The organism is Sphingobacterium sp. BIGb0116, from assembly GCF_024808035.1.
GTDB lineage: Bacteria > Bacteroidota > Bacteroidia > Sphingobacteriales > Sphingobacteriaceae > Sphingobacterium > Sphingobacterium paramultivorum.
In genome coordinates this window covers 424,110-440,480 of record NZ_JANUDT010000005.1, presented here as the reverse complement: position 1 = coordinate 440,480, position 16,371 = coordinate 424,110, and the positions used below count along the sequence as shown (strand labels likewise).

The following is a 16,371-nucleotide window of genomic DNA, read 5'->3' as shown; positions in this document are numbered from 1 at the left end:
AATTATCTGTTAAATGTTTGTGTAGTACTGGTGAGTTTTTATTGTATTTGCTAAATTTATCATGACATGGGTTATATATGCAGATATTGATGGATGCTAATAAGAGTAAAGAAAAAGGTAATTCTGGTTTTTTTTCGGTACTGACGTATAATGTAGCGGGGTTGCCCGGGATTATTTCTTCTGCGATTACAGGCAGAAGTAGAAGTATTGCTGAAATTGGAAAGAAGATCAATCCTTTTGATATTGTTAATGTACAGGAGGATTTCAATTATAATAGAAGTTTATATTGGGGCGGGAATTTACATCCATATCGCACAAGAACAAAAGGGCGCGTTCCCTTTGGTGATGGTCTCAATACCTTGTCTCATTTTCCAATGACCGATGTTGTTCGCGTGCCTTGGAAGAAACGTACGGGAGCAGATTTTCTAACACCGAAAGGCTTTACCCTAGTTCAGATAGAAATCGTTCCTGAAGTCTGGTTGGATGTTTATAACGTTCATGCGAATGCGCAAAATAGCAGGAAAGCTTCAAGTGCACGTCGGGATAATCTCAATCAGCTACGTGATTATATCGGAGAGCATTCGAGTGATAGGCCTCTTATTGTAATGGGCGATTTTAATGCACATTATAGTTTTTGTGATGATAACCTGCATGATTTTATGGATTCCACAACATTGGTTGATAGCTGGGTTGAGCTCGAAAATGGAGGCTTAGTGCCAGAGGTGCGACATGAGTTTAAGCCTCCACATATGTTGTCTATCGGCAATCAGAGCGAATCTATCGATAAGATTCTTTATCGGAGCAGCAGTCACGTAAGTCTTACTGCCCGGGATTATAATATAGAAAATAACCTATTCACCAATATTAAAGGGCTGCCCTTATCGGATCATTATGCTTTGGCACTGAATTTTAACTGGGCGATTCATCTTTAATAGGTGTAGTTTAAACTGAATGTTGGAACTATGCGTTGCGTTGTTGTGTTGTCATTGATATAGGTGCCTTTAACGACGAATTCGAAATCTGGAAGTGGGTATCTGAAAGCATTGAAATCAAGCGAGAGATAGGCTCCAAAACTTTTTGGTGAAATCTCCCTGTGTTTGTGAATGTTTTGATAATCGGCAAATATTCCTCCTTTTACACGTTTAATATAAGCTAAGGATCCTAATCCAAGGTCGGGATAAGCTATGGGGAAACGATAGTTGACCAATACCGTGTTTTTTATTTTTTCATATTTGTAGTAGCTAAATCCACTCACTAAAGGGATATCGTTGATATATTGATAAATTCCTGATCCTGTTTGAGCGCTCAGTCTGATTTGAAAGCCGTGATTGCTCATGAATCCAGGTAGATAAAATACTGTTCTTGCCGATAGAATTTCACCTTTTGCATTGTTTTCGAATGGAGTATGCCGATAGGTGATGCTAAAATTTTGCCCCCATCTTGGGTAGAGATCCATGTTGGCCATACGCGCATTGCGATTAAGGTAAAGCTGGTATGTTAATGGAAATGCAGTCTCGTAATTAAAGTTTTTGACATCTGTTCGGCTAAGATCATAGCGTCTTAGATAGGCTGTTGCCAGGTTGAATCCAGTGGAATAGACGTAGTCTCTTCTGTAAAAGGAGAGTGGGATAGAGATCTGTGAGGATATATAATGCTCGCGCCAGTCGAAACGGATGCTACTGTCTGGTTTATTAGGGATGCTTGCTGCTGCGATTTGCCCTCTGTTTTCATAACGTAGTGAGAATTTTGGGAGGTACTTGTTATAGGTCAGTTCTGCCGAGTATACTCCTTTTCGAATGTCGGTGTCATATTCATATCCCAGTGCAATTTGTGTGGTGTTTAAGATGTTGTTTGATAACCAGAAAACTCCGGGCTTAAAATTGTCGAAGCTTTCAAAATTGCTGCTACTTAGCGAAAGACTATGAAAATTGAAGGTTCTACCTAGTCCACGATAGGAAACAATTTGGTAGTGCTGACTAGTATCTACTGAGACTGAAGCGATATTTTTTACACTGTCTCTGGTCAATGCCGTGGCGTAATAATGGGAAAAATAATCCGTTTCTGGAGCGATATCAAATGCTGTATCTATAGGTGTTTGGGCAATCTTGTAGCCATTGTACTGGTAGTCGTTGAAGAATAATTGTCTTGTATCCTTGTCGTAAAAAGGGTTGAACGCGCCAAACTGTGCCTTTGTCAAAAGCTGTTTTTTGCCAGATAAGAGGTCGATGCTGTAAATGTTATCGATACCATTGAAGTTAGCTTTTGTGATAATTTTCATACCTGAAAGGTATTGCGGTCTTTCATATTGTTGGTTACCCCATGGTGTTAAGTTGGTGATTTTGTTATTATTCAGGTCAATTTCACACAATGCGGTTCCATATTGGGACAATCGTATACCTATTATTTTATCTCCTTGGGAGTTGAAAGCTGGGTGTTGGAGCTGTTCGGCATTGCCTATTTTAATCCGTTTGATGATACTGTTGTTTTTAAGGCTTATAAGCGTCAGATAGCTGTCGTTGGATAAATCTACCTCAACACAGGCGATGGTTTCGTCTAGTGGGCTAAAAATAGGTGAATAATATCTCGTCTGTTTACTGAGCTGGTTAATTTTCCCTGTTTTGAGATTCATGATATTGATGACGCTGTATGTTCTCTTGTTGAAACGCGGATCTTTATGAAGCTCATCCCATAAGATGTAATTGCTGTTTACGTCAAAGTGTGGCGTCAACTGTATGCCGGTTTTGACGAGCCTATTTTCTGTGTTTGTTACCGCATCATAGGTGTAAATTGCATTGGTCTTTTGTGGATTCTGTCTAATAAAATAGATCAGACCATTCTTGTGTTTCGGCAATAAATTACTGTTGTAATAATTGTTGTTTTTTTTGTTTATTTCTGTGTACTTCTGGTATTGATAATCGCTTGTTTTTTTATTCCATATGGCATCTAAATTTGCTATTGTTTTGTTGTATAAATAGGCACTATTTCCACCTATTTTTTTCTTTAAAACGCGATTGATATTATAGGGGTATAGCGGTTTTTTGTTAAGCTCTGAAAAGAGGTCGGCTTCATAATTCGAGGGTAATTCTGATTTTAAAGTGGAGGTCATCAGATAGCCGATTGTATAGTAACTTGGGACAATATCTTTATAGGATCCCAGTAAATATTTATTAAAACTATAGTTGTGATTCGATTGAAAGTTTGCTTTGATTGGCATTTCAAAAGCGGGTAATCTTCCTCTTCCTCCCTCCGAATATATCGTTTCAGTTAGCGTCGCATCCCCTTCGAAGTACCAAGAAGGGACGGTCAGTCCATAGTAGGCTAGGGCTAATTGTTCAAAAAATGGGGCGCGTAATTTTCCTGTCAATTTGTCAAATTGACTTACGTGCCTTGACTCGTGTAGGATCAAATTGGGTAGCCAGGTCTGATTGTCTGGCTCTGCTCCGGCGGTGCTGTACAGTTCAGATTTACGTGGAGACAGCTGTACAAAACCATTCGTTTGTAGATTCGTGTTATGGATAATGAATGGAATTTTCCGCGGTGTTATTTTGTAATTTCTGGAAGTTGTACGCAGCGATCGGTTAACCTGGTCAGCTAGGGTAGGGGCCTTGCTCTTCATTTCCTCGGGGAAAATAAGTTGAAAATTCTTCGTTTCAATCTTATACCATTTTTGGCTTAAAGGGGCCTGGCTGTCTTCAAAAAATTGAGCGGAACTTTTTTGTGAATATATTATTAATGACAATAATGATAATGTATTGATAATTATGTTTTTATGTCTCATTAATTTCTGTATATCGTGTGTTTGCTATTTTTTTTAGTTTTATTATTGTTACTTATATGAACTTTAAGTTCTTTTTGAAATTGCTTTATCTTTGAATAATAGGTTTTTATGTTTTTTGTGTATTATTTTTTTTTTGCTATTTTTTCTTTTAAATAACCTGGTAATATTGGGCTGTTCTGAAAAAATGCGCTAAATTGAACAGGTTAAAGCATACGACGAATATACTTAAATAATTGGCGATTCTAAGACTGTGCCGGGAAAATTTGTTTGCTTTTTTTGTGGAAAAATCTGATGACTATGGGTTGTTGCTTTCGGGTGTCTCTTGGTGAGATGGGTGTCGTCTGATTTATTTTATTCAATAAAAAAATAGATCGGTAATTAGACGATAAATTTCATCGTCTAACTTTTGCCTAGAGCTGTTGAAGTTGTTGGTGAGAACGGTTTTCTCTTTAATTTTGATTGGTGACAAAATGTCTTGTTTTTAATTTAAGCATTGAACGATGCGTGGGGAATTTATCCCAATAACTGCGACACACAGCAGGTTTTTATTATTTATTTTTTTATGCAGAATTTACTTTAAAAAAGCGATTTTTGTAACATATAAATTTTGTGTAGATGTAGGATTTTTAAATTGATAGGAGATATGGAAGAACTGGAAATGCAGGTGAATCAAATAGAGCAATTGATAGCAAGTGGAGATCTTGTTGGGCTGGAAGAATTTTTGAATGAATTAAATATTTCAGAAGTAGAGGAGCTGATTGATGAGTTGCCCGAGCATGGTTCATTATTTATTGAATCATTAAATTTGAATCGCGCAGTTAACGTTTTTCGTATTCTGGATTTCCCTACTCAAAATAGGATTTTTAAGAAGCTTTCTAAAGCGAAAATTAGCGCACTAATTAACGAGTTACCCCCCGATGATCGGACTTCTTTTTTTTCAGAAATGAAGGACGATATTAAGCATTTAATTTTACTATTACCACCCAAAGATCGTGTTGAAGCATTGGCGTTGTTGGGCTATCCAGAAGACAGCGTTGGGCGTCTAATGACGCCTGATTATATTACCGTAAAAGAGCATTGGAGTATTGAACGAATATTGGGACATATTAGACGTTATGGAAGAGATTCGGAGACGATAGATGTACTCTATGTGATTGATGGAAATGGGAAGTTGGTTGATGATATTAGGATTAAAGATGTGCTGATGGCGGAGCCAGATAGAGTTGTTGGCGAACTGATTGATCATCGTCTGATTTCGCTAAATGCTTACGATCCCCAGGAGGAAGCGATCAACATCTTCCGGATGAATAATCGAGTGGCCTTGCCTGTTGTCGACGAACAGGGGGTTATGTTGGGGATTGTGACTGTCGATGATATTCTTTGGGTAGCAAACGAGGAGTACACGGAAGATATGCAGCGTATCGGGGGAACGGAGGCTTTGGATGAGCCTTACCTGGATGTGTCGATTAAGAACTTGGTCAAGAAGAGAGCAGGTTGGCTTATTGTGCTTTTTCTGGGACAACTTTTGACCGCTACAGTTATTGAGCACTTCGAGGAGCAAATGGCAAGTGCGATTATGTTGTTTGCGCTGATGCCTGTTATTATATCCAGTGGTGGGAACAGCGGTTCGCAAGCGTCAACATTAATTATTCAGGCGATGGCCTTGGGGGAAGTTACCTTGGGTGACTGGTGGCGTGTGATGCGAAGAGAAATTCTGTCGGGTTTACTGCTGGGACTTATTTTAGGAGCGCTGGGTTTTATAAGGATTATGGCATGGCAGTCTTTTGCGCATAGCTATGGTGAGTATTGGGTGTTGGTTGCTTTGGTTATCTCTTTATCCTTGGTCGGTGTCGTTCTCTGGGGATCGTTGACGGGGTCTATGTTGCCTTTTGTGATGAAACGGCTTGGGGCCGACCCTGCGAGTTCTTCAGCGCCCTTTGTATCGACATTAGTCGATGTTACAGGTTTGCTGATTTATTTTAGTGTGGCTACGCTTATTTTGAAAGGTGTACTGCTTTAATCGTGCTGAATTTACAATATTGCCCACTGATCAGCTAATTGCTAGTGAAGGTAAAAGAAGGATAATGTTGGTTTAAGTGCTGAAAAGGGGATTTTGTATAGCTGTTTGAGAAATAAAAATAAATTATTCTAATTGGAATTTAGGAAGTTGTAAAAAATGTGCTCAAAAAATTTGTAGTATTCTAATAATCTTCCGATACTTGCATCACGGAAACGCGATAGGGTCTCCGGAAAAATTGAAAAACACTCCTGAATAGCTCAGCAGGTTAGAGCATCTGACTGTTAATCAGAGGGTCGCTGGTTCGAGCCCAGCTTCAGGAGCAATTTAATAACTTACATAACCGGGGTTTTTAAAATATTCAATTTTTCATTCCTGAATAGCTCAGCCGGTTAGAGCATCTGACTGTTAATCAGAGGGTCGCTGGTTCGAGCCCAGCTTCAGGAGCAACAATGCAAATATTTTATTTGCAAATGATATTAAAATGTACTACTTTTGTACACTCTATGAGAAAGGAATTTCTCGAAAAATAAATTCCTGAATAGCTCAGCAGGTTAGAGCATCTGACTGTTAATCAGAGGGTCGCTGGTTCGAGCCCAGCTTCAGGAGCAATATTGAAACCGGCTTTACGCCGGTTTTTTTGTTTACCATGCTTATTAAAAAACTATGAGTTTAGTAATTATTGGTACGGTGGCTTTCGATACAATAGAAACACCGTTCGGTAAAACTGACAAAATTCTAGGTGGTGCCGGTACATTTGCTAGTCTGGCGGCATCATATCTATGTGATCAAATCAAATTGGTCAGTGTTGTTGGGGAGGATTTTGGAAATGACAATCTCGATCTTATCAGGAACCGTGGTATAGATGTTACGGGTGTTCAGGTGATTACTGGTGGGCAAACTTTTTCCTGGTCAGGCAGGTATCATAACGATATGAATAGCCGTGATACCCTGGCGACAGACTTAAATGTATTAGCTGATTTTGATCCAATTATTCCTGAAAGTTACCAGGATTGTGAGTATCTTCTCTTGGGTAATCTTACACCTCAAATACAATTGACAACGTTGGAGCGCTTGGTACACAAACCTAAGCTGGTTGTTCTGGACACCATGAACTACTGGATGAATGTTGCGATGGATGACTTAAGAAAGGTGCTTCTAAAGGTTGATGTGTTAGCCATAAATGATTCAGAGGCAAGACAACTGTCAGGAGAGTATTCTCTGGTTAAAGCTGCAAAAGTCATTTTAGCAATGGGACCTAAATATTTAATTATCAAAAAAGGTGAACATGGTGCGCTTCTTTTTGGAGAGAATCAAATTTTTTCTGCTCCAGCTCTACCATTAGCAGATGTGTTTGATCCAACTGGTGCGGGGGATTCCTTTGCTGGAGGTTTTATTGGCTATCTTGCCAAAGTAAAAAGTATAAACTTTACAAACATGAAGAACGCGTTGATTTTTGGTTCTGCGCTAGCTTCATTCTGTGTAGAGAAATTTGGAACAGATCGTTTGGTTGATCTTACCGAAGAGGACATACAAAAGCGTTTGAACGCTTTTGTTGCCCTATCTCAGTTTAATTTATAATCATTGATCTTTCAGTTTTCCAACGATCTGAAATTTTGAAAATACAGATTCTGAATGAGGGGCTTCTTGGAGCTCCTCAGTTAGATCTTGTCCGGCCCAATGTTCGTAATGCATTCCGTTTTTCCACAGTCTACTTTCTCCGACATCATAGATAAATCCGCGATATGCAACCCAGATCTGTGGTTTGTCCTGACCATTACGTAAAGCCAATTGGCTTTTGCTGTATTCCGATAATTCTTCTGCCATTCGTAATTGTAAAAAGGCGAAGATAGAAAAACTAGGCTATTTTATATGCCGATAGCGATCTTTTCATTAATTTTCTAGCGACATGTATTCTTGTTTTTACCGTTCCGATGGGGATATTTAAATGTTCAGATATCTCGTGGTATTTAAACCCTTCAAAGTACAGTGAAAATGGGATGTAATATTCTTCGGAAAGACTAGATAAAGCTTCATGGATGTCTTCCATGACAAATTTGCTTTCGCCCTGATTTGAGGAGGCGGATAATAGCAGGTTAGAGTTAGAAATATCCTCGTCTTTCGTGATGAAAGAGTTGGTTTTCACAATACGTCTATAGTTATTAATAAACGTGTTTTTCATGATGGTGTAAAGCCATCCTTTCAAATTGGTTCCTTCTTTGAAATTTTTAAAATAGGTCACAGCTTTCAGGATAGTGTCCTGAACGAGATCGTTGGCATCTTCGTAATCACTGGTAAAATTTCTGGCGTAGAGTTTTAATGAGTCCGATTGCTCAATAACCATTGTGTCAAATTCATTCTTTGTCATAGCTTAATGAATTATAACTGTTCTTTTTACAAAACAGTACGTTTATAAAATGCGGTTCATTAAGTATGAGGCAAATAATGCGCCAAAAATGGCAAAATTAGATTTGTTAATATAATTTTAAGATTATTTTAAGCAGGGCAAACGTTTGCGTAGACTAACTTTAAGTAAATAAAATTAGCTCAAAGTGATGTTTTACTAAAGTGAAGCCTGTTTTTCTTTTACTTTCAGATTTAAAAAAAATATTTTTACTTTTTTTAAATCTTTACAGTAAATTAACTTCACGCTCCAGCTTAATGCCAAATTTGTTGGCTACATCACTTATAATTTGTTCCGATAGATTGTAAATTTCCTGCCCTGTAGCGTTTTGTCTATTTATTAGTACAAGTGCCTGATTTTTCCATACACCTGCTTGTCCATATTCTTTTCCTTTCCAACCGCATTGTTCTATTAACCATCCAGCAGCCAATTTTGTTTCATTATTGGGCATTGGATAATGCGGTATTGTGGGATATTCTTTCTGAAGAGGCTCAAAAGTCGATGCTGTAACTACGGGGTTCTTAAAGAAACTTCCGGCATTTCCCACTGTACTTGGGTCAGGGAGCTTTTCTACCCGGATTTTGGAGACAATGGCTGCGATATCGGCAATACTTGGGTTCGTTATATTTTCTTTAGCGAGTTCGGCTTCTATTGCACCATAAGTTGTGTTGATATGAGCTGTTCGGCTAAGCTTATAGGTTACCTCGGTAATGATAAACCGTCCTTTGTATGCTGTTTTGAAGATGCTGTCGCGGTAGGAGAAATTGCAATCTTCTTTTTTGAATGTGGCAAAGTTGCCGGTATGCGTATCGAAAGCCTGACATTCGTGAAAGACATACATTAACTCGGTACCATAGGCACCGATGTTTTGCACAGGTGAAGCCCCGACAGTACCGGGAATTAGGGCCATGTTTTCAATGCCAGCGTAATTATGTTCGATACAATACCAAACGAAGTCATTCCAGATTTCTCCAGCTTGCGCTGTGACATAAACATCATCGCCATCAATTTTCGACTGTATGCCCTTACTGGTCATGCGAATAATGTAGCCGTCGAATGCTTTGGTGAAAAGGACATTGCTACCGGCACCAAGAACAAAAAAGTTCTCCTTAAAAATATCATTTTTAAAAATTTCGGTCAATGTTTCATTGTCATTCACTTCGATTAGAAAATTTGTCTTTTCTTCAATTCCAAACGTATTGAAAGCTTTTAAAGATATATTCGATTGAATGTTTAACTTCATATTGACTTTAGTTTTCAGAAATTCAAAAAAATCAGCTATCTTTAGCATGATAATCGGTAAAGATAGTATAAACCGTTTATTTAACGATAAAAAATATAAGTTTAATGGGTAATGCAGATGTAAAAAGAATCAAAATTCTAGAAGCTGCGACGAGGCGCTTTGCACATTTTGGAATGGCTAAGACAACGATGTCGGAAATAGCCAAAGATCTCAATTTCTCAAAAGCATTGCTGTATTATTATTTTCCGGATAAGAATAGCTTATATTCTGCAGTTTTCGAATACGTTATTGATAAAATGATCGAGGATCTCGAGGATGTCATTGCTAAGGGTGGTGACTTTGAGGAGATCATGATGTATTCTATTGACATGCGGGTCAAGATTATCAATCAATATTATAATTTATTTGAATACACCATGAAGATGGTGAAAGAGCTTCCTGATGAGTTGGAGCAGGTGTTCAAAGAATCTTATCTACGTGAAGTAGAAATTATTGAAAAGATTCTCAATATTGGTATCGATGCCGGCGAGATACAGGTTGAAGATATCAATGAAACTGCGCGAATTCTTCTGTATTCACTATTCGGTATGCGTATGGGCATTTTAAAGGACATGAAAAACATGTTGTTCCCAACAAAAGAAGAATTCGATCATATTCTCAGTTTACAGAAGAAAATGATGAAAATCTTCTTAAATGGTTTACGTTTTCAAGTCGTTAAGTAAGTGTTGAGCGAATATGTCCGATAATCTGTTTGGCATGAATTCGTGAATTTTCAATAAACCAAAGGTGGGTATTTAAGCCACCGCAAACGACACCTGCCAAATAAATCCCGGCTATGTTGGTTTCCATTGTTTCTTCATTATGGCTAGGAATGCAAGGTGCCTCTTGGGGAATATCAATTCCAATCTTTTTTAAAAAATCAAAATTTGGGCGATAGCCGGTTAAAGCCAGTACAAAATCATTATCGAGTTCGACGATACCGTCTGGTGTTTGGATATGTGCAGTAGTCGGAGTAACTTCTGTTAAGTGGCTATTATAATACACATCGATTTCACCAGCAGCAATTCGATTTTCAATATCAGGTTTTACCCAATATTTTACGCGACGGCTGATTTCGCTACCACGGATTACCAAAGAAACTTGCGCTCCTTTTCGGTAGGTTTCAAGCGCTGCATCAATGGATGAATTACTGGCGCCGACAACGATTACCTTCTGGCTGCTATAATAATGTGGGTCATCGTAGTAATGCCTAACTTTGGGAAGTTCTTCGCCCGGGATATTGAGCAACATCGGTATGTCATAAAAACCTGTGGCAATGATGACTTTCTTGGTCAGGTACACGCTTTTGTTGCTACTGACCAGGAACTCCGTATCCTCTTTCTTAATTTCCAGTACTTCTTCAAAAAGATGGGTATCCAGAGCGAACTTTTGCTGTATACGTCGGTAATATTCCAAAGCCTCCATGCGTTTTGGCTTGGGGTTGGTTGTGACAAAGGGAATATCACCTATTTCTAATCTTTCGGAGGAAGAGAAGAAGGTCATATTTTGGGGGTAATTATACAGTGAGTTGACTAAACAGCCTTTTTCAAGAATAAGATAGCTTAAATTTGCTTCTTTGGCTTCTAAGGCGCAAGCTAAGCCAATTGGCCCGCCGCCAACTATAATCAGGTCGTACCGTGTTATCGTATCGCTCATGGTATAAATGTCGAGAATTTTAAAGAATAAATCAGCTTAAAGCTTTAGACAGTTCATTTTCTGACACTGCTGTGCTTTTAGCATGAAGGTCCTGAACTATTTTATGTAGGTCCTGTGAAATTTTATTTAGGAAGTCCAGCTGTTCGGTCAATAGCTGCCCATCAACCGAACTGACATCTGTATTATCAAATTGGTCGTTGGGAATTTCGATCGCCAAAGGAATAAATGCATTGACGCTATCGTCAGAATGTAGCAGCTGAATGGACTGCTCCAAGGAGCTTAATATTTTTCGGATTGTCCGGACATGGTCCTTATTGATATAATTATTGTCCATTTCATCGAGATGGTTCATTAATGTCACCGAAAAAGAAGCTAAAATATGGTTGAATATGACGAATTTATTGACTTCCTTACTATATTTTTGACGTTTCTTGGGTTCGGTAAGCATGCGCTGGAACGTCGAACCCATATTGGCTGTTTCAACGTAGACTGCCTTGCGGGTTAGTTTGTAATCCGTGATGGAAGGCGCTTGGCCTGCAATTTCTTTCAATGCCTGAAAGATGTAATTGTAGTTGGCAATGAGTAGCTTTCGCATGGATTCCTTGACTTGCATGCTTTCCCAATTTGGAAAAATAATATAACTGGATAAGAATGCAATCATGCCCCCGATAAAGGTGTCCAATATTCGTTCTTTCGTGACGTCCAGGGTATTGGCGCTGACGAAGCTCAGCATTATTAATACATAAGGTGTCATAAAAAGTACGGCAATAACATAGTTGACGCGGAATAAACTATATGCCGTCAGAAAAAAGAATACCAAGAGAACAAATAGTATAGTTGGGTCATGTATGGTTAACAGGATGAGGGCTCCGATGAGTCCACCTATTGTTGTACCGATGAGACGCTGGATATTTCTCTCCTTTGTGAGTCCGAAGCCAGGTTTTAGGATAACCATGATGGTTAGGAGGATCCAGTATACATTATTGGTGATATTGGTGACCTCAAACACGTAATAGGTGACCGACATGACAATTGCCATACGGCAGGCATGTCGAAAGATGGTGGATTTTAGGGTAAGATTTTCGCGAAACTTTTTAAAATCAATTGCAGAGCTTTGAACAAAGCGTTTTGCGTCGTCAATTTCTTTTCGTTTGACATCGTCAGGTTGTAGATGCGAGTAACCATAGATATTTTTGATCCGGCGAACCAGATCACGTAAATTGATCAACACCTTGCGTAAAGCAAATGTGCTATATTGTTGATTTTTATCTAGTTGATCAATTTTAGTATGAAGACGACTGAGATCCGAGTCGAAATCGTACAATGGTTTTGGCTGTGTATTTGTATTAAGCTGGTAGGCTAAATTGTCAAGCTCATTGGTATATTTTAAAATCACATTTTTGAAGTCTTCCAAAATGCCAGTAGGTCCAAAGCGTTCGCTAATGGTATTGTAATCATAGTGCGCCGCCATACTTTGTTCAAAGAGATCGACAATATCGTTGAAAACGAGGGTTAAATAACGTCCTACCTTTGTGGTGTCTTTAATCGATCGTTTACTTTGAAATAATACATCCCGTAGGTTTTCCTGATGCTGATTGACTTCAACTTGTTTGTCGATTAGTTTGAGGTAGTTTTTATCATTATCAATTTTAGCATCGTAAAAATTAGCTTTTAGCCGGATGTAATCAGCAACATAGCGAATTGTTTCTGATAGTTCCTGTTCGGCCAGCCTGTAAGGGCGTGCTTGGGTGATGGAAAGACTAATAGCGATATACCATAAACCACCTAAAGTATAGAAACCTAAATAGTTGATGGCCTCTGCAAGAGGGTAGTGAATCTGCACATGGATCAACATCATCAGGATGCACATGAGACCGACGTTGGCGGCTCTTCCATTGAAAACCGCAAACATGGCAAATATAAAGCAGGCTACGCCGATAAAAATTGCCAATAGATATACATTTTGATTAACTATATTGGTTAAAATAAAAGTTAAAGTAGTCAATATCGCACCGGCAATCATACCTTTCCTTCTATGGCTAGGCGCACCGGGGGTATCCGATAAGCCTACTAAGAGCGCTCCCAGAGAGACTATGGTTCCATTGGTAAATTGCCCGATGGTTGCAAAGATCAGGACAGGCACGATACATCCGATGGTAATTCGGAGTCCATCTGCAAAATATTGGCTATAGAAAAAACTTTTTATTTCTTGTGTCTGTTTCATAATGTGTATAGTACAAACTTAGATAAATTGCTTTTCATATTAAAAACAATTGTTCTGCTATGTTTGCTCTTTTTTGTACTGATGATAGCGATATAGCTGGTTGATTCCTGTCTGATCAAGAAAGGTTCATTTTGTAGCCGGGCTTTATGAGGTAGGGGATCGACACTGGTCGTTTCCATATTGTACTATGTTAATGTGTTAAAAATGAAAAATTACTAAAATTTGTTAGTATGTTTATAAAATTTCAATTGTTTTTTTGATTAATTTATACTTTTTTATTTGTTTAGATATAATATTGTTATATTTGGGGCCATAGGGTAATTTCAGAGACATTACAAAATTTCAAGAGTCACCTAAACTCTCTTGACCACTTTCAAAGATTTAAATATGAAGCAAAGTAAAAATGAAGCCGTCTTTCAGGACGAGGTATTGACACGCTTTGAGCTTTTCAAAAGTTTGTTTTTAACATTGCCATTTCAACGTGTTAAAGATACCGGTACTTTATTACCATTTTTTGCAAAGCAATGTGAAAAGGGTGTGGATCAGCATTTAACTCCTGATGAGATCATAAAGAGTTTCTTCGATCAGCATGAGGAATTTTCTTCGGAAGAGCAACGTATTGATTTGTTATTTCGATTTGTTCAATATATAGAGCGTCAGGTTGTTTTATTTGATGCGATCGAAGATTCGTCATTTCAGATGGTGGGTCGTGGCGATGATGAAAATGTCTTAGGGGCATTAATTAAAAACGCCGAAGGTAACGAAGATATGCGCCGTAAGATTGTGTCAAAATTGAAGGATTTTTCTGTACGTCTTGTATTGACTGCACATCCTACTCAATTTTATCCGGGACCGGTATTGGGTATTATCAACGACCTGATCGATGCAATCAAGACCAACGATATTCATAGTATCCACCTGCTGTTACAGCAATTGGGTAAAACACCTTTCATCAATAAAAATAAACCTACTCCAGTTGATGAGGCTGCGAGCTTAGCTTGGTTTTTGGAAAACGTGTTTTATAAAGTGGCATCGGAGATTCAATCCTTCATTGATGATGAATTGGATGTTGATACCGAAGAGGTAAAACAATTGATTGAGCTTGGCTTTTGGCCGGGAGGTGACCGAGACGGGAATCCTAACGTAAGTGTTGATAGCACCAAGAAAGTTGCCGCTTTGCTACGTACTATCTTGTTTAGATGTTACTATAGAGATTTCCGTATCGTTAGACGACGCATCACATTTAGAGGTGTGGAGGAGTATATGGAAAATCTGCAGACATTGTTCTACGAAAATAGTTTTAATCCGGTCGAACATCCTGCAGACGAAACCGATAATATTATCACGAATCTAAAAGCAATCAAAAATGTTTTGGAGGAATATCACAATGGACTTTTTGTAGAGATCGTTGATGATCTACTCCGTAAAGTGATGACTTTTGGTTGTTTCTTTACCACATTGGATATCAGACAAGACAGCCGCATATTACGTGAGGCTACCAATTATCTGATTCAGCACAACCAGGAAAAGACTGGAATGCCATTGGATTATCTGGAGCTTAGTGAAAATGATAAGCAAAAAGCATTAAAATTCAAAGAACTTGATTTAACGGTGGGAGAGGATGCGGATCCGTTAACGAAAGATACTTCGGGCGTGATAAAATTATTAAAGGAGATTCAACGTTCCGGTTCTGAGCGAGCTGCACAACGCTTTATTATCAGTAATTGCCAGCAAGCAAGTGATATTTTGGGACTGCGTCAATTATTTTTATGGTCCGGATGGAAGAAGGATGCTTTAACGATCGATTTTGTGCCCTTGTTTGAGACCGTTGATGACTTGACGAGAGCAGCGGACGTGATGAAAACCTTGTATAGTAATAAGGAGTACAAGGCACATTTGAAACGAAGAGGAAACAAACAGACGATTATGTTGGGTTATTCAGATAGTACCAAAGACGGTGGATATCTGATGGCGAACTGGTCGATCTATCGTGCGAAAATCGAACTTACGGCGATATCACGCGAATACGATGTCGATTTGGTATTCTTTGATGGCCGCGGTGGGCCTCCAGCACGTGGTGGTGGTAAAACGCAACGTTTTTACGCATCTATGGGTAAGGAGATTGCCAACGATCATATTCAATTGACGATTCAGGGACAGACAATCAGTAGCCAGTACGGATCTTTAGATACAGCGCGGTTTAATATTGAGCAACTTTTGCATGCCGGTATTATTTCAGATTTAAAGCAACGTGTGGGCGATACTTTAACCAAGCATCAACAGGAGATCATTGATAAGCTAGCTGAGTTGAGTCATCATAAGTTTATGGATCTACGCACGAATGAATTGTTTTTACCATATTTGGAGACGATGTCGCCATTGAAAGCGTTATCCTCGATCAATATTTCAAGTAGACCTGTAAAACGTAACTCAGGCCGTGAATTGCGACTGGAAGACCTGCGGGCGATTAGCTTTGTAACTTCATGGAGCCAGCTGAAACAAAATATTCCTGGATTTTATGGTGTCGGAACAGCATTGCAATGGGCTGAAAAAAATAACCTCTGGAAAGACGTGCAGCAATTATATGTTTCATCGGGATTTTTCCAGACATTGATCGACAACTGTATGATGTCGATGACAAAGTCAAACTTTGATATTACAGCATACATGAAAGATGATCCTATCTATGGTGATTTTTGGAAAACTTTGTATGCCGAGTATCAGATAACAAAAGAATATTTGTTAAAACTGAGCGGAACCTCAAAATTGATGGAGAACTATCCTGTGGATCGTGAGTCTATTTTAGCGCGCGAGGGGATTGTATTACCGTTATTAGTTATACAGCATTTTGCGATTCGTGCATTGAATTCGGATCAGCTGACTGATGCGCAACGTGAAGATTATTCGAAGTTAATAGCGCGTACAATCTTTGGCGTGGTGAATGCCGGAAGAAATGTTGCGTAATTTTTCTTTCTTTTCACGGATAGGGTTTCGGAGAACATATATTTTA

General features: G+C 38.7%; 11 protein-coding genes and 3 tRNA genes. 8 read left to right on the top strand and 6 right to left on the bottom strand.

Annotated elements, in window-relative coordinates; genetic code table 11:
- Nucleotides 1-77: 77 nt before the first annotated feature.
- Nucleotides 78-932, top strand: coding sequence for an endonuclease/exonuclease/phosphatase family protein (locus M2419_RS14800; RefSeq protein ID WP_159729063.1), 855 nt, complete (start codon nucleotides 78-80; stop codon nucleotides 930-932).
- Here M2419_RS14800 and M2419_RS14795 read toward each other — a convergent pair.
- On the bottom strand, nucleotides 929-3,616 hold the full coding sequence (locus M2419_RS14795; protein ID WP_259255299.1) for a hypothetical protein: 2,688 nt from the start codon (nucleotides 3,614-3,616) through the stop codon (nucleotides 929-931). The two genes, M2419_RS14800 and M2419_RS14795, sit on opposite strands and share 4 nt — an antisense overlap.
- An 805-nt stretch (nucleotides 3,617-4,421) precedes the next feature.
- On the opposite strand from M2419_RS14795, the gene mgtE reads away from it, so the two are divergent.
- From mgtE to M2419_RS14770, 5 genes are all read left to right on the top strand, one after another.
- On the top strand, nucleotides 4,422-5,798 hold the full coding sequence (gene mgtE, locus M2419_RS14790) for a magnesium transporter (protein ID WP_075991745.1): 1,377 nt from the start codon (nucleotides 4,422-4,424) through the stop codon (nucleotides 5,796-5,798).
- A gap of 246 nt (nucleotides 5,799-6,044) precedes the next feature.
- Nucleotides 6,045-6,118, top strand: a tRNA-Asn gene (locus M2419_RS14785).
- Between the two features lie 50 nt (nucleotides 6,119-6,168).
- Nucleotides 6,169-6,242: transfer RNA gene (locus M2419_RS14780), tRNA-Asn, on the top strand.
- 88 nt (nucleotides 6,243-6,330) lie between these two features.
- Nucleotides 6,331-6,404: transfer RNA gene (locus M2419_RS14775), tRNA-Asn, on the top strand.
- A 57-nt stretch (nucleotides 6,405-6,461) separates the two neighbouring features.
- The gene (locus M2419_RS14770) at nucleotides 6,462-7,376 is read left to right on the top strand and encodes a PfkB family carbohydrate kinase (RefSeq protein WP_075991746.1); all 915 of its coding nucleotides are present in this window, start codon (nucleotides 6,462-6,464) and stop codon (nucleotides 7,374-7,376) included.
- Here the strand turns inward: M2419_RS14770 and M2419_RS14765 are convergent, their stop codons facing one another.
- From M2419_RS14765 to murB, 3 genes are all read right to left on the bottom strand, one after another.
- On the bottom strand, nucleotides 7,377-7,622 hold the full coding sequence (locus tag M2419_RS14765) for a cytochrome b5 domain-containing protein (RefSeq protein ID WP_120334911.1): 246 nt from the start codon (nucleotides 7,620-7,622) through the stop codon (nucleotides 7,377-7,379). It lies immediately after the preceding gene.
- Between the two features lie 31 nt (nucleotides 7,623-7,653).
- Nucleotides 7,654-8,163, bottom strand: coding sequence for an RNA polymerase sigma factor (locus tag M2419_RS14760; protein ID WP_159729059.1), 510 nt, complete (start codon nucleotides 8,161-8,163; stop codon nucleotides 7,654-7,656).
- Nucleotides 8,164-8,425: 262 nt separating this feature from the next.
- Entirely contained in the window at nucleotides 8,426-9,442 is a 1,017-nt protein-coding gene (gene murB / locus M2419_RS14755) for a UDP-N-acetylmuramate dehydrogenase (RefSeq protein ID WP_159729057.1), read from the bottom strand.
- A 104-nt stretch (nucleotides 9,443-9,546) separates the two neighbouring features.
- On the opposite strand from murB, the gene M2419_RS14750 reads away from it, so the two are divergent.
- Entirely contained in the window at nucleotides 9,547-10,164 is a 618-nt protein-coding gene (locus M2419_RS14750; RefSeq protein ID WP_153846124.1) for a TetR/AcrR family transcriptional regulator, read from the top strand.
- Here M2419_RS14750 and M2419_RS14745 read toward each other — a convergent pair.
- Complete coding sequence (locus M2419_RS14745) at nucleotides 10,157-11,137, bottom strand: YpdA family putative bacillithiol disulfide reductase (protein WP_159729055.1); 981 nt, start codon at nucleotides 11,135-11,137, stop codon at nucleotides 10,157-10,159. The two genes, M2419_RS14750 and M2419_RS14745, sit on opposite strands and share 8 nt — an antisense overlap.
- Before the next feature lie 31 nt (nucleotides 11,138-11,168).
- On the bottom strand, nucleotides 11,169-13,361 hold the full coding sequence (locus M2419_RS14740; protein ID WP_220801481.1) for an FUSC family membrane protein: 2,193 nt from the start codon (nucleotides 13,359-13,361) through the stop codon (nucleotides 11,169-11,171).
- Between the two features lie 387 nt (nucleotides 13,362-13,748).
- Here M2419_RS14740 and M2419_RS14735 point away from each other — a divergent pair, with 387 nt between their 5' ends.
- The gene (locus M2419_RS14735) at nucleotides 13,749-16,325 is read left to right on the top strand and encodes a phosphoenolpyruvate carboxylase (RefSeq protein ID WP_153846127.1); all 2,577 of its coding nucleotides are present in this window, start codon (nucleotides 13,749-13,751) and stop codon (nucleotides 16,323-16,325) included.
- The last annotated feature ends 46 nt before the right edge of the window (nucleotides 16,326-16,371 follow it).

Excerpts from the sequence above, each read along its gene's own strand:
- mgtE (WP_075991745.1), top strand. The coding sequence starts at position 4,422 with ATGGAAGAACTGGAAATGCAGGTGAATCAAATAGAGCAATTGATAGCA.
- M2419_RS14765 (WP_120334911.1), bottom strand. The coding sequence starts at position 7,622 with ATGGCAGAAGAATTATCGGAATACAGCAAAAGCCAATTGGCTTTACGT.
- M2419_RS14800 (WP_159729063.1), top strand. The coding sequence starts at position 78 with ATGCAGATATTGATGGATGCTAATAAGAGTAAAGAAAAAGGTAATTCT.
- M2419_RS14760 (WP_159729059.1), bottom strand. The coding sequence starts at position 8,163 with ATGACAAAGAATGAATTTGACACAATGGTTATTGAGCAATCGGACTCA.
- M2419_RS14735 (WP_153846127.1), top strand. The coding sequence starts at position 13,749 with ATGAAGCAAAGTAAAAATGAAGCCGTCTTTCAGGACGAGGTATTGACA.
- M2419_RS14795 (WP_259255299.1), bottom strand. The coding sequence starts at position 3,616 with ATGAAGAGCAAGGCCCCTACCCTAGCTGACCAGGTTAACCGATCGCTG.
- M2419_RS14770 (WP_075991746.1), top strand. The coding sequence starts at position 6,462 with ATGAGTTTAGTAATTATTGGTACGGTGGCTTTCGATACAATAGAAACA.
- M2419_RS14745 (WP_159729055.1), bottom strand. The coding sequence starts at position 11,137 with ATGAGCGATACGATAACACGGTACGACCTGATTATAGTTGGCGGCGGG.
- murB (WP_159729057.1), bottom strand. The coding sequence starts at position 9,442 with ATGAAGTTAAACATTCAATCGAATATATCTTTAAAAGCTTTCAATACG.
- M2419_RS14740 (WP_220801481.1), bottom strand. The coding sequence starts at position 13,361 with ATGAAACAGACACAAGAAATAAAAAGTTTTTTCTATAGCCAATATTTT.
- M2419_RS14750 (WP_153846124.1), top strand. The coding sequence starts at position 9,547 with ATGGGTAATGCAGATGTAAAAAGAATCAAAATTCTAGAAGCTGCGACG.